Origin of the sequence: Vibrio hippocampi, from assembly GCF_921292975.1 — a bacterium.
Lineage (GTDB): Bacteria > Pseudomonadota > Gammaproteobacteria > Enterobacterales > Vibrionaceae > Vibrio > Vibrio hippocampi.
This window is the reverse complement of the sequence record NZ_CAKLCM010000001.1, coordinates 78,403-95,500: the sequence shown is the minus strand read 5'-3', so window position 1 is coordinate 95,500 and position 17,098 is coordinate 78,403. Positions and strand designations below refer to the sequence as shown.

General features: G+C 44.5%; 16 protein-coding genes. 11 read left to right on the top strand and 5 right to left on the bottom strand.

The genetic code is table 11. From position 1 onward, the window contains the following. Positions 1-52: 52 nt before the first annotated feature. The 5 genes from L9Q39_RS00485 to dnaA all read right to left on the bottom strand — a co-directional run bounded on the left by L9Q39_RS00485 (position 53) and on the right by dnaA (position 6,981). Entirely contained in the window at positions 53-487 is a 435-nt protein-coding gene (locus L9Q39_RS00485) for an Hsp20 family protein (protein WP_237483218.1), read from the bottom strand. A gap of 358 nt (positions 488-845) precedes the next feature. Beyond that, on the bottom strand, positions 846-3,263 hold the full coding sequence (gene gyrB, locus L9Q39_RS00480; protein WP_237483217.1) for a DNA topoisomerase (ATP-hydrolyzing) subunit B: 2,418 nt from the start codon (positions 3,261-3,263) through the stop codon (positions 846-848). Between the two features lie 16 nt (positions 3,264-3,279). Then, complete coding sequence (gene recF / locus L9Q39_RS00475) at positions 3,280-4,359, bottom strand: DNA replication/repair protein RecF (protein WP_237483216.1); 1,080 nt, start codon at positions 4,357-4,359, stop codon at positions 3,280-3,282. Between the two features lie 23 nt (positions 4,360-4,382). Next, the gene (gene dnaN / locus L9Q39_RS00470) at positions 4,383-5,483 is read right to left on the bottom strand and encodes a DNA polymerase III subunit beta (protein WP_237483215.1); all 1,101 of its coding nucleotides are present in this window, start codon (positions 5,481-5,483) and stop codon (positions 4,383-4,385) included. Between the two features lie 88 nt (positions 5,484-5,571). Next, complete coding sequence (gene dnaA / locus L9Q39_RS00465) at positions 5,572-6,981, bottom strand: chromosomal replication initiator protein DnaA (RefSeq protein WP_237483214.1); 1,410 nt, start codon at positions 6,979-6,981, stop codon at positions 5,572-5,574. 392 nt (positions 6,982-7,373) lie between these two features. Here dnaA and L9Q39_RS00460 point away from each other — a divergent pair, with 392 nt between their 5' ends. The 11 genes from L9Q39_RS00460 to rsmG all read left to right on the top strand — a co-directional run bounded on the left by L9Q39_RS00460 (position 7,374) and on the right by rsmG (position 17,094). Beyond that, on the top strand, positions 7,374-8,138 hold the full coding sequence (locus L9Q39_RS00460; RefSeq protein ID WP_237483213.1) for an amino acid ABC transporter substrate-binding protein: 765 nt from the start codon (positions 7,374-7,376) through the stop codon (positions 8,136-8,138). Positions 8,139-8,206: 68 nt separating this feature from the next. Continuing rightward, positions 8,207-8,878, top strand: a complete 672-nt coding sequence (locus tag L9Q39_RS00455) for an amino acid ABC transporter permease (protein ID WP_237483212.1) — start codon at positions 8,207-8,209, stop codon at positions 8,876-8,878. Next, on the top strand, positions 8,875-9,612 hold the full coding sequence (locus L9Q39_RS00450; protein WP_237483211.1) for an amino acid ABC transporter ATP-binding protein: 738 nt from the start codon (positions 8,875-8,877) through the stop codon (positions 9,610-9,612). Before L9Q39_RS00455 ends, L9Q39_RS00450 begins: the two co-directional genes overlap by 4 nt. A gap of 207 nt (positions 9,613-9,819) precedes the next feature. Beyond that, entirely contained in the window at positions 9,820-9,957 is a 138-nt protein-coding gene (rpmH, locus tag L9Q39_RS00445) for a 50S ribosomal protein L34 (RefSeq protein ID WP_237483210.1), read from the top strand. Positions 9,958-9,967: 10 nt separating this feature from the next. After that, positions 9,968-10,324, top strand: a complete 357-nt coding sequence (gene rnpA / locus L9Q39_RS00440) for a ribonuclease P protein component (protein WP_237483209.1) — start codon at positions 9,968-9,970, stop codon at positions 10,322-10,324. Next, entirely contained in the window at positions 10,291-10,548 is a 258-nt protein-coding gene (gene yidD, locus L9Q39_RS00435) for a membrane protein insertion efficiency factor YidD (protein WP_237483208.1), read from the top strand. Before rnpA ends, yidD begins: the two co-directional genes overlap by 34 nt. Positions 10,549-10,550: 2 nt before the next feature. Beyond that, positions 10,551-12,167: a membrane protein insertase YidC gene (gene yidC, locus L9Q39_RS00430; protein ID WP_237483207.1), complete on the top strand. Its 1,617-nt coding sequence runs from the start codon at positions 10,551-10,553 to the stop codon at positions 12,165-12,167. A 139-nt stretch (positions 12,168-12,306) separates the two neighbouring features. Continuing rightward, the gene (mnmE, locus tag L9Q39_RS00425; protein ID WP_237483206.1) at positions 12,307-13,668 is read left to right on the top strand and encodes a tRNA uridine-5-carboxymethylaminomethyl(34) synthesis GTPase MnmE; all 1,362 of its coding nucleotides are present in this window, start codon (positions 12,307-12,309) and stop codon (positions 13,666-13,668) included. 9 nt (positions 13,669-13,677) lie between these two features. Beyond that, positions 13,678-14,115 (top strand): FMN-binding protein MioC, encoded by a 438-nt coding sequence (gene mioC, locus L9Q39_RS00420; protein WP_237483205.1) that lies wholly within the window; start codon positions 13,678-13,680, stop codon positions 14,113-14,115. Positions 14,116-14,569: 454 nt separating this feature from the next. Further along, positions 14,570-16,465, top strand: coding sequence for a tRNA uridine-5-carboxymethylaminomethyl(34) synthesis enzyme MnmG (gene mnmG / locus L9Q39_RS00415; RefSeq protein WP_237483204.1), 1,896 nt, complete (start codon positions 14,570-14,572; stop codon positions 16,463-16,465). Next, complete coding sequence (gene rsmG / locus L9Q39_RS00410; RefSeq protein WP_237483203.1) at positions 16,462-17,094, top strand: 16S rRNA (guanine(527)-N(7))-methyltransferase RsmG; 633 nt, start codon at positions 16,462-16,464, stop codon at positions 17,092-17,094. The genes mnmG and rsmG overlap by 4 nt, the downstream gene beginning before the upstream one ends. Positions 17,095-17,098 lie beyond the last annotated feature (4 nt).

Sequence of the window (17,098 nt, the reverse complement as noted above, 5' to 3'; positions counted from 1 at the left end):
CTTTTCGACAGTGCGCTCTTTCACTCTTTATGTCAGGTCTCAGGCTAGGGAGTTAGCCTTCAATCAACTTGCTACCAGCAATTTCGATTTTACGTGGCTTCATTGCTTCCGGAATTTCACGCTCAAGGTCGATATGCAGTAGGCCATTTTCCATACTCGCTCCGACCACTTTGACATAGTCTGCCAGTTGGAATTTGCGTTCAAAGTCGCGCTCTGCGATGCCTTGATAAACAAAGTTTTTGCCTTCTTCTGCCTTACGCTCACCCTTAACAATCAACATATTCTCTTTCTGAGTCAGATCGAGCTGCTCTTCAGCAAAGCCTGCGACCGCCATAGTAATGCGGAAGTGGTTCTCGTCTTTCTGTTCGATATTGTATGGAGGGTAACCGCCAGAAGTATTTTTCGCTGAGCTTGCTTCCATCATATTAAATAGACGGTCAAAGCCGATTGCGTTGCGGTATAAAGGAGTGAAATCTACAGTTCTCATAATACTATCCTCATGATAAGCAATAGTCTTAGCCCTTAACATCGTAATGCTATCTAGGGACTAAGTGATTTATTACCATTCCTCGGGTTAACCAACGCTGGGACATGATAAAAATCGGGACAAATTGTGTGTTGATCACAGCATCCTCTGTTGAGCGATGAGTACCAACTCTGTCAGAGGCCCTAACTCGGCGTCCTCTTCATAACTAGATATAAGGTTGGAAAATTAGGATTCAAGCGTCGATAAACAAATTTATGAGCACTTATTTATTAAAGCATTAAATTTCAGTTAGATAGAAAGCAAAAAAAATGCGCCACCCATAGGCAGCGCATTGCGATTTTATCGGTATCAGCTAGAACTAGACATCCAAGTTAGCCACTTTCAGTGCGTTCTCTTCAATAAAGTTTCTACGTGGTTCAACCTGATCACCCATTAGAGTCGTGAACAGTTGATCTGCGCCAACAGCATCTTCGATTGTCACCTGCATCATGCGGCGAGTTTCTGGATCCATTGTCGTTTCCCAAAGTTGATCTGGGTTCATCTCACCTAGACCTTTATAGCGCTGTAGAGAAAGACCGCGACGAGACTCTTTAATCAACCAAGCAAGTGCATCAGCAAAGCTCGCAATTGGCAGAGTACGCTCACCACGTTTCACGTATGCACCTTCTTCAATGAAGCCGTCTAGCGCTTCAGATAAGTCGGCAAGCGAACGGTACTCTTTAGAGTTCAGTAGGTCGACACCGATGACATGCTCATGAGTCACACCGTGGGTACGCACAATCACTTTAGGTAGGTTGATACCCAGTTCAGAGTGCTGTTCTACCTCAAAACTATACTGGCTAGCGCCGACTTCTTTGGCATTTAACTGATCAACTAGCTGTTTAGCCCAAGCTTCAACCGCTGCAGCATCGTGACAATTTTCCGACGTCAGTCTTGGCACATACATAAACTCGCTGACCATAGCATGTGGGTAACGACGACCCATTCTGTCAGCGGTTTTCAGTGCAGCATTGTACTGATGAACCAGTTTTTCCAATGCTTCACCAGCCATAGCCGGAGCCTCAGCGTTAACATGCAGTTGCGCATTGTCCAACGCCAGTGAGATCTGGTATTGGTTCATCGCATCTTCATCTTTGATGTACTGCTCTTGTTTGCCTTTCTTCACTTTGTAAAGTGGCGGTTGAGCAATATAAACATAACCACGCTCAATCAACTCTGGCATTTGACGGTAGAAGAAGGTCAGCAGCAGAGTACGAATGTGAGAACCATCCACATCCGCATCGGTCATGATAATGATGTTGTGATAACGCAGTTTGTCTGGGTTATATTCGTCACGACCGATACCGCAACCTAGTGCAGTGATCAGAGTTGCGACTTCTTGAGAAGAAAGCATTTTATCAAAACGCGCTTTTTCTACGTTTAGAATTTTACCTTTCAGCGGCAAGATCGCTTGGTTCTTACGGTTACGACCCTGCTTAGCACTACCGCCCGCAGAGTCACCCTCCACTATGTACAGTTCAGAAAGCGCTGGGTCTTTCTCTTGGCAGTCGGCAAGCTTACCTGGCAGACCAGCAAGATCTAACGCACCTTTACGGCGAGTCATTTCACGAGCTTTACGCGCTGCTTCACGAGCACGGGCCGCATCGATGATCTTAGAGCATACGATTTTAGCTTCAGTTGGGTTCTCAATAAGGAACTCAGATAGCTTTTCACCCATTGCCGATTCAACCGCTGACTTCACTTCAGAAGACACCAACTTGTCTTTGGTTTGGCTTGAGAATTTTGGATCCGGTACTTTTACCGAAACAACTGCGGTTAGACCTTCACGAGCATCATCACCCGATGTGGCTGTTTTCGCTTTCTTAGAGAAACCCTCTTTATCCATAAAGGAGTTTAGGGTTCTGGTCAGTGCCGCACGGAAACCCGCTAGGTGAGTACCACCATCTCTTTGTGGAATGTTGTTGGTGTAGCAGTAGATGTTCTCTTGGAAACCGTCATTCCATTGCATCGCCACTTCAACAGAAGTGCCATCTTCACGTTCATGGTTGAAATGGAAGATTTTTGGAATGATTGGGGTTTTATTGGTGTTTAAGTGATCAACAAACGCCATGATACCGCCTTCAAACATGAAGTGGTCTTGTTTGTCTTCTTCTCGCTCATCAATCAATTTGATTGAAACACCTGAGTTAAGGAACGACAGTTCACGCAAACGCTTAGCAAGAATATCGTAATGGAATTCAACGTTAGAGAAAGTCTCTTCGCTTGGCCAGAAACGAATTTCTGTACCCGTACTGTCCGTCTCACCCACTACAGACAGTGGCGCTTGTGGTTCACCATGGTGATAGGTTTGAGTATGGACTTTACCACCACGATGGATTGTCAGTGTGACTTGTTTTGATAGTGCGTTAACCACTGAAACACCGACACCGTGCAGACCACCAGAAACTTTATAAGAGTTATCATCGAACTTACCACCCGCGTGCAGTACCGTCATGATAACTTCCGCAGCCGACACTTTTTCTTCTGGGTGCAACTCGGTTGGAATACCACGACCATCATCGCTAACCGAAACCGAGTTGTCTTCGTGGATAGTCACGATAATATCTTTACAGTGCCCCGCTAACGCTTCATCGATTGAATTATCAACGACCTCAAAAACCATGTGATGCAGACCGGTTCCGTCATCCGTGTCGCCAATGTACATTCCCGGACGCTTACGAACTGCATCCAGACCCTTTAGTACTTTAATACTCGATGAATCGTAATTTTCTGACATGAGTTTCTCTCACTATTTACACTTGCTCTATTGTGCCATGTTCCACATGAAACATCTTGCCGTTTTCATCTATCATGTCGGCAATTTGGCTTTCGGTAATAGAACTTACAAAAACTTGAGCCTTCGTCTGCTTTAGGCAATCTGCCAAACGTTTACGACGAACACTATCTAATTCTGAAGCAAAGTCATCGATAAGATAAATACATTGCTTACCTGTTAATTGCGCTAGATGTTGCCCTTGCGCTAGGCGCAGAGCACACATCATCAGCTTTAGCTGACCTCTCGATAACACATCCTCTACAGGGGTGTTATTGACCTTGATTCTGAGATCGGCTTTGTTGGGACCACTAAATGTGTAACCAAGGTTCTGATCACGCTCGAAGTTGCGCTGTAAAAGCTCACCATAAGCGGTTTCTCTCTCCCAACCTCGGTAATAACCAAGCTTGATTTCAAACTCAGGGAGAAACGCACGACACATTTCTTCAGCAAGGGGTTGCATCTGTTCAACATACGTTGCCCGCCACTGGTCTATCTGCTCCGCTAACAGCGCTAAGTCTTTATCCCAATAACTGAGTTCTTTATAGCTACGGGCAGTTTTTAGCAGTGCGTTGCGCTGCTTACTAAAACGCTTGAAACGCCCCCAAGCTTCATAAAATTGAGGTTGTGAATGAAACACTCCCCAATCAATAAATGCGCGGCGAAATTTTGGGCCATCGGTTAATAACTCAAAGCCCTCTGGGTGAATCAACTGTAGAGGTAGCACCTCGGCTAATTGAGCCAACTTTTGTCCAGATTGACCGCCTATTCTAACCTCTGTTGAGCCATCGCGCTGCTTATTAATCCCAATGGGTATCTCAAATTGATCCGAGTTCAAAAAACGCCCGTGAACAAACAGTTCCTGACACTCATTTTGGATAATTCGTCCTGTTAGAGAGCTTTTAAAAGAGCGCCCATGACCCAACATGTAGATCGCCTCCAACACGCTGGTTTTACCACTACCGTTCGGACCAATAATAAAGTTAAAGCCTGTCGATAATGGCATATCACAGGCTTTAATATTGCGAAACTGCTGGACGATTAATCGTGTTAGCGGCATATCTGTTTGCTGAGAGTGGTCGATTACAGACGAATCGGCATCACCACATACATGGCACTGTCGTCTTCGCTGTTCTCAATCAAAGCACTCGCGTTAGCATTGGACATGGAAATACGAACCTGTTCACAACGCAAGGTATTCAATACGTCCAATACATAAGACACATTGAAGCCTATCTCTAAAGCGTCGCCACTAAATTCGACATCCAACATCTCTTCCGCTTCTTCTTGCTCAGGGTTGTTTGCCGTGATGCGCATTTCTGTACCATCTAGGTTAACACGCACTCCTCGGAACTTCTCATTAGATAAAATAGCAGCTCGAGAGAATGCCTGACGCAGTTCATCACAACCGCTCAACAGCACTTTATCCGTACTCTGCGGCAGCACTCGACGATAGTCAGGGAAACGACCATCGACTAACTTAGAAGTAAAAATAAAATTATTCACCTCAGCTCGAATATTTGAGCCACCAATTTGCAGTGTCACAGGCTGTTCAGGTGCATCCAACAGTTTGGATAACTCTTGCACCCCTTTGCGAGGAATAATAATCTGATTGTGCTCACCCGCTTGAGCAAGAGTGACTTGAGCCACCGCCATACGGTGTCCATCGGTGGCCACTGAGCGCAGAATATTATCTTCAACTTCAAACAACATACCATTGAGGTAGTAGCGAACATCTTGGTTAGCCATAGAAAACTGAGTTTTATCAATCAGTGACTTCAACTCAGCTTGGCTGATAGTAACTTGCGCCTCTTGCTGCCAGTCTTCGATATTTGGGAAGTCATTCGCTGGCAGCGTCGACAATGAAAAGCGGCTGCGACCTGAACGAACCTGAACACGATCCCCTTCTAGAACAATGGTAATCATTGAATCATCCGGAAGACCGCGACAGATATCTAAGAACTTACGTGAAGGGACAGTTACACTACCTGCCTCAAAATCATTTTCTAAGCTAATCTGGCTGACTAACTCAACTTCTAGGTCAGTTGCGGTGATAGAAAGGACACCTTGCTCTACTTTAAGAAGCAAGTTACCTAAAATTGGCAATGTTGGTCGACCGCCTAAAGCACCAGAGACTTGCTGCAGTGGCTTTATCAGCTGAGTTCGTTCGATGGTAAATTTCATAGCTAACTCTTAGTAATGATGGCCCATAAGGCTAACTTAATTATTCAATATAGCAGTTTGAGTGCACATTATAACGATTATGCCACCATTAAGATGAAAGGGTGCGAATTAAGTTCGAGTAATCTTCTTTTATGTCGTGGCTCTCTTCGCGAAGCTGGGCGATCTTGCGACAGGCATGTAAAACCGTTGTATGGTCTCTACCACCAAATGCATCGCCAATTTCTGGCAAGCTGTGGTTGGTGAGCTCTTTGGCAAGCGCCATCGCTAACTGACGTGGTCTAGCCACCGAGCGAGAGCGACGTTTGGATAGAATATCCGCAACCTTTATCTTGTAGTATTCCGCGACTGTTTTTTGAATATTGTCGATGGTGACTAACTTTTCTTGCAGTGCCAGTAAATCACGCAGCGCTTCGCGAACAAAGTCGATAGTGATTGGGCGACCAGTAAAGTTAGCATTAGCAATAACACGGTTTAAAGCGCCTTCTAGCTCTCGAACATTTGAGCGCAGACGTTTAGCAATAAAGAAAGCAACTTCGTCGGCAAGGTGGATTTGATGGTCTTCGGCTTTTTTCATCAAAATTGCCACGCGAGTTTCGAGCTCTGGTGGCTCGATCGCTACCGTCAAACCCCAACCGAAACGAGACTTAAGTCGATCCTCTACCCCGTTGATCTCTTTTGGATAACGGTCTGAAGTTAGGATGATCTGTTGATTACCTTCTAGTAACGCATTGAAAGTATGGAAAAACTCTTCTTGCGAGCGCTCTTTATTGGCAAAGAATTGAATATCATCGATAAGCAAAGCATCAACACTGCGGTAATAGCGTTTGAACTCTTCAATCGCGTTATTTTGCAGTGCTTTTACCATGTCTTGGACAAAACGCTCAGAGTGCATATAGACCACTTTTGCGTTTGGTTTATTATCGACAATCGCGTTTCCAACAGCATGCAATAGGTGGGTTTTACCTAAACCTGTACCGCCATAGAGAAACAGTGGGTTATACGCTGCACCTGGGTTGTCAGCAACCTGACGAGCCGCAGCAAGACCCAGTTGATTCGATTTACCTTCAACGAAGTTATTGAACTTATGCTTTACGTTAACATTCGATCGGTGATTAACGTCAGTAACATCAACCTTTTCATTATCCCAAGTTTTATCAACCATTCTGCGCGCTTGAAGTTGCGCGGGCGCTGAAGACTCAGCCGCCACATCGGCAGCCGTTTTAATTGGCTTAGGAGCAGGAGGGGGAGTAACAGGTTTGCTGCCAACCTCGAACCTTAGATTAGGCACATCACCACCACAAAACTCTTTAAGTAGGCGATTGATGCTATTGATGTATCTATCTCTTACCCAATCGAGGACAAAACGATTAGGTGCAAATAGAGTTAGGGTATTGTCATTTAGCTCAGCCTGAAGCGGTCTGACCCACATGCTAAATTCAGTTGCTGGTAGCTCTTCTTGTAGTCGTTGCGAACATTGCAACCAAAGCGAAGATGACACGTTGCTCTCACTCTATTTAATTGAATTGGAAAAGATTGGCAATTTTACCTGTTGATAACCAAGATCGCCAGTAAATGATCGACGATCCAGTGAATAAGATCTAAGTTATTCACAATTTTTTGGGTAATTTTGGTAGGATCCACACAAATTGTCCTAATTCTACCCACATTAGTTTGCACAAAACGTGGATCTTCCCACAAGTTATTCGTTTCATTCCCCCTTGTGAATAGATCCGTGATCAACTTGTCATTAGCTATACTCTATTACACATTTATTGGGGATAAGTGATCTTTATCCACCCTTCCATTGGTTATGGTTAATAACAACTGGTTATTTAACTTATCTACATGTTCACCAGTAACATTCTCTCCAACAAATCGAGGAGCTGTAATATGAAAAACTGGATTAAAAACATTGTTGCGACATTCATTCTATCGACGTCTTTATCAGCGGTAGCTTATGCTGAAGTCAGTCAAGAAGTTAAGGTCGGGATGTCTGGACGCTATTTCCCATTTACTTTTGTTGAAAAAGATAAGCTGCAAGGTTTTGAAGTGGATCTATGGGATGAAATCGGTCGCCGCAACAATTATAAGGTCGAGTATGTGACCGCTAACTTTTCTGGTTTGTTTGGATTACTCGAAACGGGTCGAATTGATACCATCTCAAATCAGATCACGATGACGCCTGCGCGCCTCAATAAATATCTCTTTTCTCAACCCTATGTAATTGACGGTGCACAAATTACGGTTCGTAAAGGAAACAACGAGATTCAATCAATTGATGATCTTGCCGGAAAGACCGTGGCGGTGAACCTAGGTTCCAATTTTGAACAACTGCTTCGTCAGCACGACAGTGGCAACAAAATTAACATCAAGACTTATGACACCGGTATTGAGCATGATGTCGCGCTTGGTCGAGCCGATGCTTTTGTTATGGATCGTCTCTCTGCATTGGAATTGATTAAAAAGACCGGTTTACCACTGGAACTAGCAGGTGAACCATTTGAGTTGATTGAAAATGCCTGGCCCTTTGTTAACAACGAGAAAGGCAAAAAACTGCAACAAGAAGTCAATGCCACCTTGGATGCCATGCGCGCAGATGGCACGCTAGCGGATATTTCGACTAAATGGTTTACTGCTGACATTACTAAAAAGTAAGTACACACTCACCTTAAACTCACCCTCTTTGATGGTGAGTTTGTTTATTTTTACACGTTGGTTGTATTATGGGATTTGATTTTAACTACATGCTAGAGCTGATGCCGATACTGCTCAAGTATCTTGGCACGACGATGGAAATGGCCGTCTGGGGTTTGCTGTTTGCGCTTATCTTATCGGTCATTATCGCGAACATTCGTGTGTTTAAGCTGCCTATTCTTGATCAATTATGTCAGCTATACATTAGTTTCTTCCGCGGCACCCCACTGCTGGTGCAACTTTTCTTGCTCTATTATGGTCTGCCACAAGTATTTCCTTGGCTGGTGGGGCTCAATGCATTTAGTGCTGCCGTCATAGGACTTACCTTGCACTTCGCCGCTTATATGGCAGAAAGTATTCGTGCAGCCATTATTGGTATCGATAGAAGTCAGATGGAGGCGAGCCTCTCTGTGGGTATGACTCGTATGCAAGCCATGCGAAGAGTCATTCTCCCACAAGCGACTCGTGTTGCCCTTCCCTCATTGATGAATTACTTCATCGATATGATTAAGTCGACATCGCTTGCATTTACGCTTGGGGTTGCCGAAATCATGGCGAAAGCACAAATGGAGGCTTCATCCAGCTTTCGATTTTTCGAGGCGTTCTTAGCCGTCGCTTTGATTTATTGGGGTGTAGTGTTAGTACTTACTCGCGCTCAAATATGGGCAGAAGCAAGGCTGAATAAGGCGTATCAAAGATGATCAAACTAAAAAATATTCATAAAAAGTTTGCTGATAGCGAAGTCCTGAAAGGCATTGATATTGAGATAAAGAAAGGCGAAATTATCGTTGTCATCGGTTCTAGCGGTACCGGTAAATCGACATTATTGCGCTGCGTTAACTTTCTCGAACAAGCGGATCAGGGCTCTATCACCATCGGTGACGTTTCTGTTGATTGTCAGAATCCAGATAAAAAGGATGTACTGGCTATAAGAAGAAATACTGGCTTTGTATTTCAAAACTACGCACTGTTCGCTCATCTGACCGCAAAACAAAATATTGCCGAAGCACTGATTACGGTAAAAGGTTGGAAAAAACAGCAGGCTTATGACAAGGCACAACAGTTACTAGAAGACATTGGACTTGGGGATAAAGGAGAGCAATACCCTGCTTCTCTTTCTGGTGGACAACAACAGCGTGTCGGCATAGGTCGCGCTATGGCGCTGCAACCGGAACTGTTGCTATTTGATGAGCCAACATCGGCACTGGATCCTGAGTGGGTTGGCGAAGTTCTTAATTTAATGAAGAAGTTAGCCAAAGATCATCAAACCATGTTAGTGGTGACTCATGAAATGCAATTTGCTCGCGAAGTCGCCGACAGAGTGATCTTTATGGCTGACGGGCATATTGTTGAACAAGGTACACCGCAACAAATATTCAATCATCCACAAGATATCCAGCTAAAAAAATTCCTAAAAAACGTCGGGATCGCATAAGGATCCTTGCGCTCTCGCTCACAAAAAGTATAATCCGCCAACCGGAATAGATGTTGAACTGATTATTGACTCTTTGCGAGTGAGTGATTACAATTCCGCCTCTTTGTTGAGAGGCGTCGGATTTCCTCTCTATATATAGAGCGGGAAATATGTCCCACGCCGGGTTCAACGAGAACCTAAAACTACTGATCAGTAAAGGTATTAACCATGACTAAACGCACTTTTCAACCTACAGTTCTAAAGCGCAAACGTACCCACGGCTTCCGTGCACGTATGGCAACTAAGAACGGTCGTAAGGTAATTAATGCACGTCGTGCAAAAGGCCGCGCTCGTCTATCAAAATAATTAAACTATTTTGAATAAGCACGCCTTTATTCGGGAGTTACGTTTGTTAACTCCCGAGCATTATCAATACGTCTTTAAGCAAGCTCATCGAGCAGGCTCCCCTCACTTCACCATCATTGCTCGAAAAAACACTCTATCTCATCCTCGTTTAGGTTTAGCCGTTCCAAAAAAGCAGATAAAAACCGCTGTGGCACGAAACCATTTCAAACGTTTGGTTCGAGAAAGCTTTCGCAACAAACAGCACCAGCTTCCGGCTAAAGATTTTGTTGTAATTGCTAAAAAGAGTGCGCAAACTCTGAGTAATGAAGAAACATTCAAACTTTTAGATAAGTTATGGCAGCGCCTTTCTCGCCCTTCACGTGGCTAGCCATTGGGCTAGTGTACTTGTATCGTTGGACGATTAGTCCTTTGATTGGCCCTCGTTGTCGATTTGAACCAACATGCTCTCGTTACGCAATCGATGCCTTAAAAGCTCACGGTTTTGTAAAAGGGTGTTGGTTATCTGGCAAACGTCTATTAAAATGCCATCCTTTGAATGATGGGGGATTTGACCCCGTACCACCAGCCCAAAAACAAGACAGAGACAAATAACGATGGATTCTCAACGTAATATTCTGTTAATCGGCTTGGCTATAGTTTCTTTTTTGCTATTTCAACAATGGCAATCCTATAAGAATCCTGTACCAGCTCCGACTGAGCAGACACAAAGCGGCACCCTACCTGCAACGCCTATGGCGAATGGAAACGATCTTGTTCCAGGAGAAAGTCAACCAGCAGCAGAAAAAGTCATTACGGTTAAAACGGATGTACTAACTCTTGCTATTAATACCGTTGGTGGTGACGTAGTAAGCGCAAAACTTAATCAATACGCGACTGAAATGGATTCCAGTGACCCATTTGAGCTGCTAAAACAGACTCCAGGTCACCAGTTTATTGCACAAAGTGGTCTATTTGGTCCACAGGGTATCGATTTAAGCTCGACTGACCGCCCTGCTTATCACGTCTCTGCAGAAAACTTTGACCTTAAAGACGGTGAAGAAGAACTTCGTATTCCGCTAACTTACTCAGTTAACGGCATCAACTACACCAAAACATTCATCGTTAAGCGTGGCAGCTACGCGGTTGACGTTGAATACAAAGTAGATAACAACTCTGGTCAGAATGCGACATTCGCTATGTATGCTCACCTACGTCAAGATGTTCAAGACAAAGGCGGCAGCATTACTATGCCAACTTATAACGGTGGCGCATATTCGACTGAAGATACTCGTTATAAGAAGTACAGCTTCGACGAGATGAAAGATCGCAACCTGTCTCTAAGCCTAGCGAACGGTCAAGGTTGGGCAGCGATGATTCAACACTACTTTGCTGCGGCTTGGATCCCTCGTGAAGCACCGGGTACGAACCTATACACTCGTATCATTGGTAGCCTAGGGGATATCGGTGTTCGCATGCCAAACGTAACTATCTCAAATGGTCAAAGTGCGACACTAGATGCAACGCTTTGGGTAGGTCCTAAACTGCAAGAGCAGATGGCAGAAACCGCACCAAATCTTGATCTCGTGGTTGATTACGGCTGGCTATGGTTTATTGCTAAACCACTTCACACGCTCCTTGCTTTCATTCAAGGCATCGTTGTGAACTGGGGTCTGGCGATCATCTGTCTGACTTTCATCGTTCGTGGTGCAATGTACCCACTCACCAAAGCTCAATATACCTCAATGGCTAAGATGCGTATGCTGCAACCTAAACTGCAAGCAATGCGTGAGCGCATCGGTGATGACCGTCAGCGTATGAGCCAAGAGATGATGGAGCTGTATAAGAAAGAGAAAGTAAACCCACTTGGTGGCTGTTTACCTATCGTTCTGCAGATGCCAATCTTTATCGCCCTATATTGGGCACTGATGGAATCGGTTGAGCTTCGTCACTCACCATTCTTCGGTTGGATTCACGATCTATCGGCTCAAGACCCATACTACATTCTGCCTCTATTAATGGGTGCAAGTATGTTTATGATCCAAAAAATGAGCCCAACGACAGTAACCGATCCGATGCAGCAGAAGATCATGACCTTTATGCCGGTTGTGTTTACCTTCTTCTTCCTGTGGTTCCCATCAGGTCTTGTTCTGTACTGGTTGGTGTCTAACATTGTGACGCTTATCCAGCAAACTCTGATTTACCGAGCGCTCGAACGTAAAGGTCTCAAGTAACTCTTTATTTCAATGAGTAAAGTGTTTTAATAAACAAAATGTTTCGATAAGCAATTTGCATAAAAGGCGGCCTTTATGGTCGCCTTTTTTATTCTCCGTGATTACAATTTGAAAAAAGCGATTAAATTTAGGTAAAAGCATGACAACAGACACTATTGTGGCTCAAGCCACGGCTCCCGGACGTGGTGGTGTGGGTATTATCCGTGTATCTGGTCCCAAAGCCTCGCAAGTAGCGCTAGAGGTAACTGGCAAGACTCTCAAGCCGCGTTACGCTGATTACCTTGCTTTTAAAGCCGAAGATGGCAGCCAATTAGATCAAGGCATTGCCCTATTCTTCCCGAACCCACATTCATTCACTGGTGAAGACGTTCTAGAACTGCAAGGTCACGGCGGTCCTGTGGTTATGGACATGCTCATCAAGCGCATCCTTGCCATTCCCGGTATCCGAACTGCCCGTCCTGGCGAGTTTAGTGAACGAGCTTTCTTGAACGATAAGATGGATCTGACCCAAGCAGAAGCCATTGCTGACTTGATTGATGCCAGTTCCGAACAAGCGGCTAAATCCGCCCTTCAATCGCTGCAAGGTGAGTTTTCTAAGCGTATCCATACGCTAGTCGAGTCACTCATTCACCTACGTATCTATGTTGAAGCGGCGATCGACTTTCCCGAGGAAGAGATTGACTTTCTCGCAGATGGCAAAGTAGCTGGCGATCTACAAACCATTATCGACAATCTGGCGTCAGTGAGAAAAGAGGCCAATCAAGGCGCTATCATGCGTGAAGGTATGAAAGTTGTTATCGCGGGTCGCCCTAATGCGGGCAAATCAAGTCTGCTTAATGCACTATCAGGCAAAGAGTCTGCAATCGTTACGGATATCGCAGGCACCACTCGCGATGTATTGCGTGAACATATCCATATTGATGGTATGCCGCTGCATATCATCGATACCGCTGGTCTGCGTGTTGCCTCCGATGAGGTTGAACGAATCGGTATTGAGCGCGCATGGGATGAAATCGCTCAAGCAGATCGCGTGCTATTTATGGTGGACGGAACCACAACCGATGCCACTGATCCTAAGGACATTTGGCCCGACTTTATCGATAAGCTTCCAGAATCCATCGGTATCACCGTCATTCGTAACAAGGTCGACGAAACTGGTGAAGAGCTCGGCATCTGCCACGTTAACAACCCGACTCTTATTCGCTTATCTGCAAGAACCGGAGAAGGTGTTGATGCCTTGCGAGAACACCTGAAGTCTATCATGGGTTATGCGGGCTCCTACGAAGGCGGATTTATGGCTCGTCGTCGCCACCTTGAAGCCCTAGAAAAAACAGCCGAACATCTGGATATCGGTCAACAACAACTTGAAGGCTATATGGCGGGTGAAATCTTAGCGGAAGAGCTAAGGATCGCCCAGCAGCATCTCAATGAGATCACGGGCGAATTTAGCTCTGATGATCTTCTTGGACGCATCTTCTCGTCATTCTGTATTGGTAAATAAAGGAACAACATGATTCATATCATTACTGGTAGTACGCTAGGAGGCGCTGAATATGTCGGCGATCACCTCAACGATTTACTGCAAGAACAAGGAATAGAAACTCTCGTTCATAATCAGCCGGAATTCGAACATATCCCTGCCGAAGGAACTTGGCTTGTGATTACTTCAACCCATGGTGCCGGAGAATTTCCAGACAACATTCGTGCTTTTATGAGCCAACTCGCCAATACACCACCGCGAATGAGTCAAGTGAAATACGCGGTCATTGCCATTGGTGACTCTAGTTATGACACGTTCTGCCAAGCAGGAAAAGATGCCTATCAACTGCTTGAAGATATTGGTGCAACACCGATAACAGATTGCTTTGAGATTGATATATTGGCGGCACCAGTACCAGAAGATGAAGCAGAAATGTGGCTAAAGAATCACATGGCAAAACTTAGTTAGATAAACAAGACCGTACACCTAAGCGACCTATTTGGTCGCTTTTTTTATATCCGAACCTCACAGATGGTCAATTATCAACCGATCACACTGTGGATAAAACATGATCTTTTCGGTGAAAAACCTATATTTATCCAAAGAATAACTTTTCCCCCCCCACCCCTTGTGGATAAAGTGGCATTTTGATCCCAGGAAATACCGGATTAGATCATGGGTAGATCACAAGAATGGATCTAAAAAAGATCCATGGTTTTATTGATCATTTTCCACTTATCCACACGATCATGGGATCCTAATAATAGATCTAATAAAAAGATCATATATAGATCTATATATTTATATTAAATAATTTGTTGATCCGAAATTTGTTAAAACCGTTTTTCTCCCAAAAAGAAAAGCGGTAGAATACGTCTCCTTTTACTTATCTTTTTTGTCGATTGAATACTGAGGTCGGTTCATGCTTTATCACGAAACATTTGATGTCATCATCGTCGGTGGCGGACATGCAGGAACGGAAGCCGCACTCGCATCTGCTCGCACAGGGCAAAAAACTTTATTGTTAACTCATAACATTGACACTTTAGGTCAGATGTCTTGCAACCCTGCCATTGGTGGTATTGGTAAAGGTCATTTGGTTAAAGAAGTGGATGCACTCGGTGGTTTAATGGCTCAGGCTATTGATCATGCTGGTATTCAATTTCGGACATTAAACGCATCGAAAGGACCTGCGGTTCGAGCCACTCGAGCCCAAGCTGATCGTGCGTTATACAAAGCGTATGTAAGACAAGCATTGGAAAACACGCCTAATTTGACGCTGTTCCAACAATCCGTTGATGACTTGATCGTTGAAAATGATCGTGTCTGTGGTGTCGTGACAGAGATGGGACTTAAGTTCCGATCGACGGCGGTTGTTTTAACGGTGGGGACTTTCTTAGGTGGTAAAATCCATATTGGTATGGAAAGCTCTTCTGGTGGTCGCATGGGAGATCAACCATCGATTGCTCTAGCTCATCGTCTACGTGAGTTGCCATTCAGGGTTGACCGTTTAAAAACCGGTACACCACCGCGTATTGATGCAAGAAGCGTCGATTTTTCTGTGTTGGAAGTTCAACATGGTGATAATCCAACACCAGTGTTTTCGTTTTTAGGTAAACGTGAGCAGCATCCCACTCAGATCCCATGTTTTATTACTCATACTAATGATCGTACCCATGAGGTCATTCGCAATAACTTAGATCGAAGCCCAATGTATGCTGGTGTGATCGAGGGGATTGGTCCACGATATTGTCCATCTATCGAAGATAAAGTGATGCGTTTTGCTGACAAGAATAGCCATCAGATCTTTATTGAACCCGAAGGATTGACGACTCACGAGCTATATCCGAACGGCATATCAACCAGTTTGCCATTCGATGTGCAAGTGGACATTGTTCGTTCAATGAAAGGCTTTGAAAATGCACACATTGTCAGACCGGGATATGCCATCGAGTATGATTTCTTTGATCCTCGCGACTTGAAGCAAACTTACGAAACCAAATTTATTTCTGGTCTGTTCTTTGCCGGTCAAATTAACGGTACAACAGGCTATGAAGAAGCAGCAGCGCAGGGCTTGATGGCGGGTCTAAATGCAAGTTTGTATTCTCAAGGCAAAGAGGGCTGGAGCCCACGTCGAGATCAAGCTTATATGGGCGTACTCATTGACGATTTATCAACCATGGGGACCAAAGAACCGTATCGCATGTTTACCTCTCGAGCCGAATATCGCTTGTTGCTTCGTGAAGACAACGCAGATATCCGTTTAACAGAGAAAGGGCGTGAGCTCGGTCTTGTTGATGATCAGCGTTGGGCGAGATTTAACGAAAAAATGGAAAACATGGCTAGCGAGCGTCAGCGATTAAAAGAGACCTGGATCAATCCAAAGTCGACGGGTGTCGATGATCTTAATACGCTGCTTAAAACGCCGATTTCTCGCGAAGCGAGTGGTGAAGATCTTTTGCGTCGCCCAGAGTTGTCTTATGACCAGTTAACGTCGCTTGATGCATTTGCTCCTGCTATTGACGATAAGCAAGCCGCAGAGCAAGTAGAAATTCAGGTCAAATACGAAGGGTATATTCTAAGACAGCAAGACGAAATCGCTAAATCTATGCGTCATGAAAATACTCAGCTGCCAACCGACATTGATTACAGTGATGTCAAAGGATTATCAAACGAGGTCATTGCAAAATTGACGGAAGCAAAACCGGAGACGATTGGTATCGCTTCAAGAATTTCAGGTATTACGCCTGCAGCGATCTCGATACTGCTGGTTTATTTAAAAAAACATGGCATGTTAAAGAAAGGTGAGGCGGCGTGAGTCACTTAAGAACCCAATTAGATGTATTACTTTCAGAGACCTCCTTAGAGGTTTCTGAACGCCAGCGTGACCAACTTGTTGGTTATGTGCAATTGTTGGATAAATGGAACAAAGCTTACAATCTGACGTCGGTTCGTGATCCTCAAGCGATGTTAGTAAAGCATATCTTGGATAGTATTGTGGTCGGTGAACACTTGGATGGTGAGTTGTTCATTGATGTCGGTACTGGACCAGGATTACCTGGTATACCACTTGCTATCATGAAGCCGGAGTGTCAGTTTTATCTGTTAGACAGCTTAGGCAAGCGCATCCGGTTCATTAAACAAGTGATACACGAACTTAAAATTACCAACGTGGTTCCGGTACAGTCGCGAGTTGAAGAGTTTGCACTTGAAGATGGCTTTGATGGTGTATTAAGTCGTGCGTTTGCCTCAATGAATGATATGGTATCTTGGTGTAAACATTTGCCAAAAGCTGGAACTGGACGTTTCTACGCTCTCAAAGGACAGCGACATGAATTTGAAATTGACGAACTACCTGAGTGGTGTTCTGTGATCGATATCAAACCTTTGAAAGTTCCTGAGTTGGAAGGCGAGCGTCATCTTGTAATCTTATCCGACAAGGGATAACGGA

Excerpts from the sequence above, each read along its gene's own strand:
- mnmG (WP_237483204.1), top strand. The coding sequence starts at position 14,570 with ATGCTTTATCACGAAACATTTGATGTCATCATCGTCGGTGGCGGACAT.
- recF (WP_237483216.1), bottom strand. The coding sequence starts at position 4,359 with ATGCCGCTAACACGATTAATCGTCCAGCAGTTTCGCAATATTAAAGCC.
- L9Q39_RS00485 (WP_237483218.1), bottom strand. The coding sequence starts at position 487 with ATGAGAACTGTAGATTTCACTCCTTTATACCGCAACGCAATCGGCTTT.
- mnmE (WP_237483206.1), top strand. The coding sequence starts at position 12,307 with ATGACAACAGACACTATTGTGGCTCAAGCCACGGCTCCCGGACGTGGT.
- yidD (WP_237483208.1), top strand. The coding sequence starts at position 10,291 with ATGGCAGCGCCTTTCTCGCCCTTCACGTGGCTAGCCATTGGGCTAGTG.
- mioC (WP_237483205.1), top strand. The coding sequence starts at position 13,678 with ATGATTCATATCATTACTGGTAGTACGCTAGGAGGCGCTGAATATGTC.
- L9Q39_RS00455 (WP_237483212.1), top strand. The coding sequence starts at position 8,207 with ATGGGATTTGATTTTAACTACATGCTAGAGCTGATGCCGATACTGCTC.
- dnaN (WP_237483215.1), bottom strand. The coding sequence starts at position 5,483 with ATGAAATTTACCATCGAACGAACTCAGCTGATAAAGCCACTGCAGCAA.
- yidC (WP_237483207.1), top strand. The coding sequence starts at position 10,551 with ATGGATTCTCAACGTAATATTCTGTTAATCGGCTTGGCTATAGTTTCT.
- gyrB (WP_237483217.1), bottom strand. The coding sequence starts at position 3,263 with ATGTCAGAAAATTACGATTCATCGAGTATTAAAGTACTAAAGGGTCTG.
- L9Q39_RS00460 (WP_237483213.1), top strand. The coding sequence starts at position 7,374 with ATGAAAAACTGGATTAAAAACATTGTTGCGACATTCATTCTATCGACG.
- L9Q39_RS00450 (WP_237483211.1), top strand. The coding sequence starts at position 8,875 with ATGATCAAACTAAAAAATATTCATAAAAAGTTTGCTGATAGCGAAGTC.
- rpmH (WP_237483210.1), top strand. The coding sequence starts at position 9,820 with ATGACTAAACGCACTTTTCAACCTACAGTTCTAAAGCGCAAACGTACC.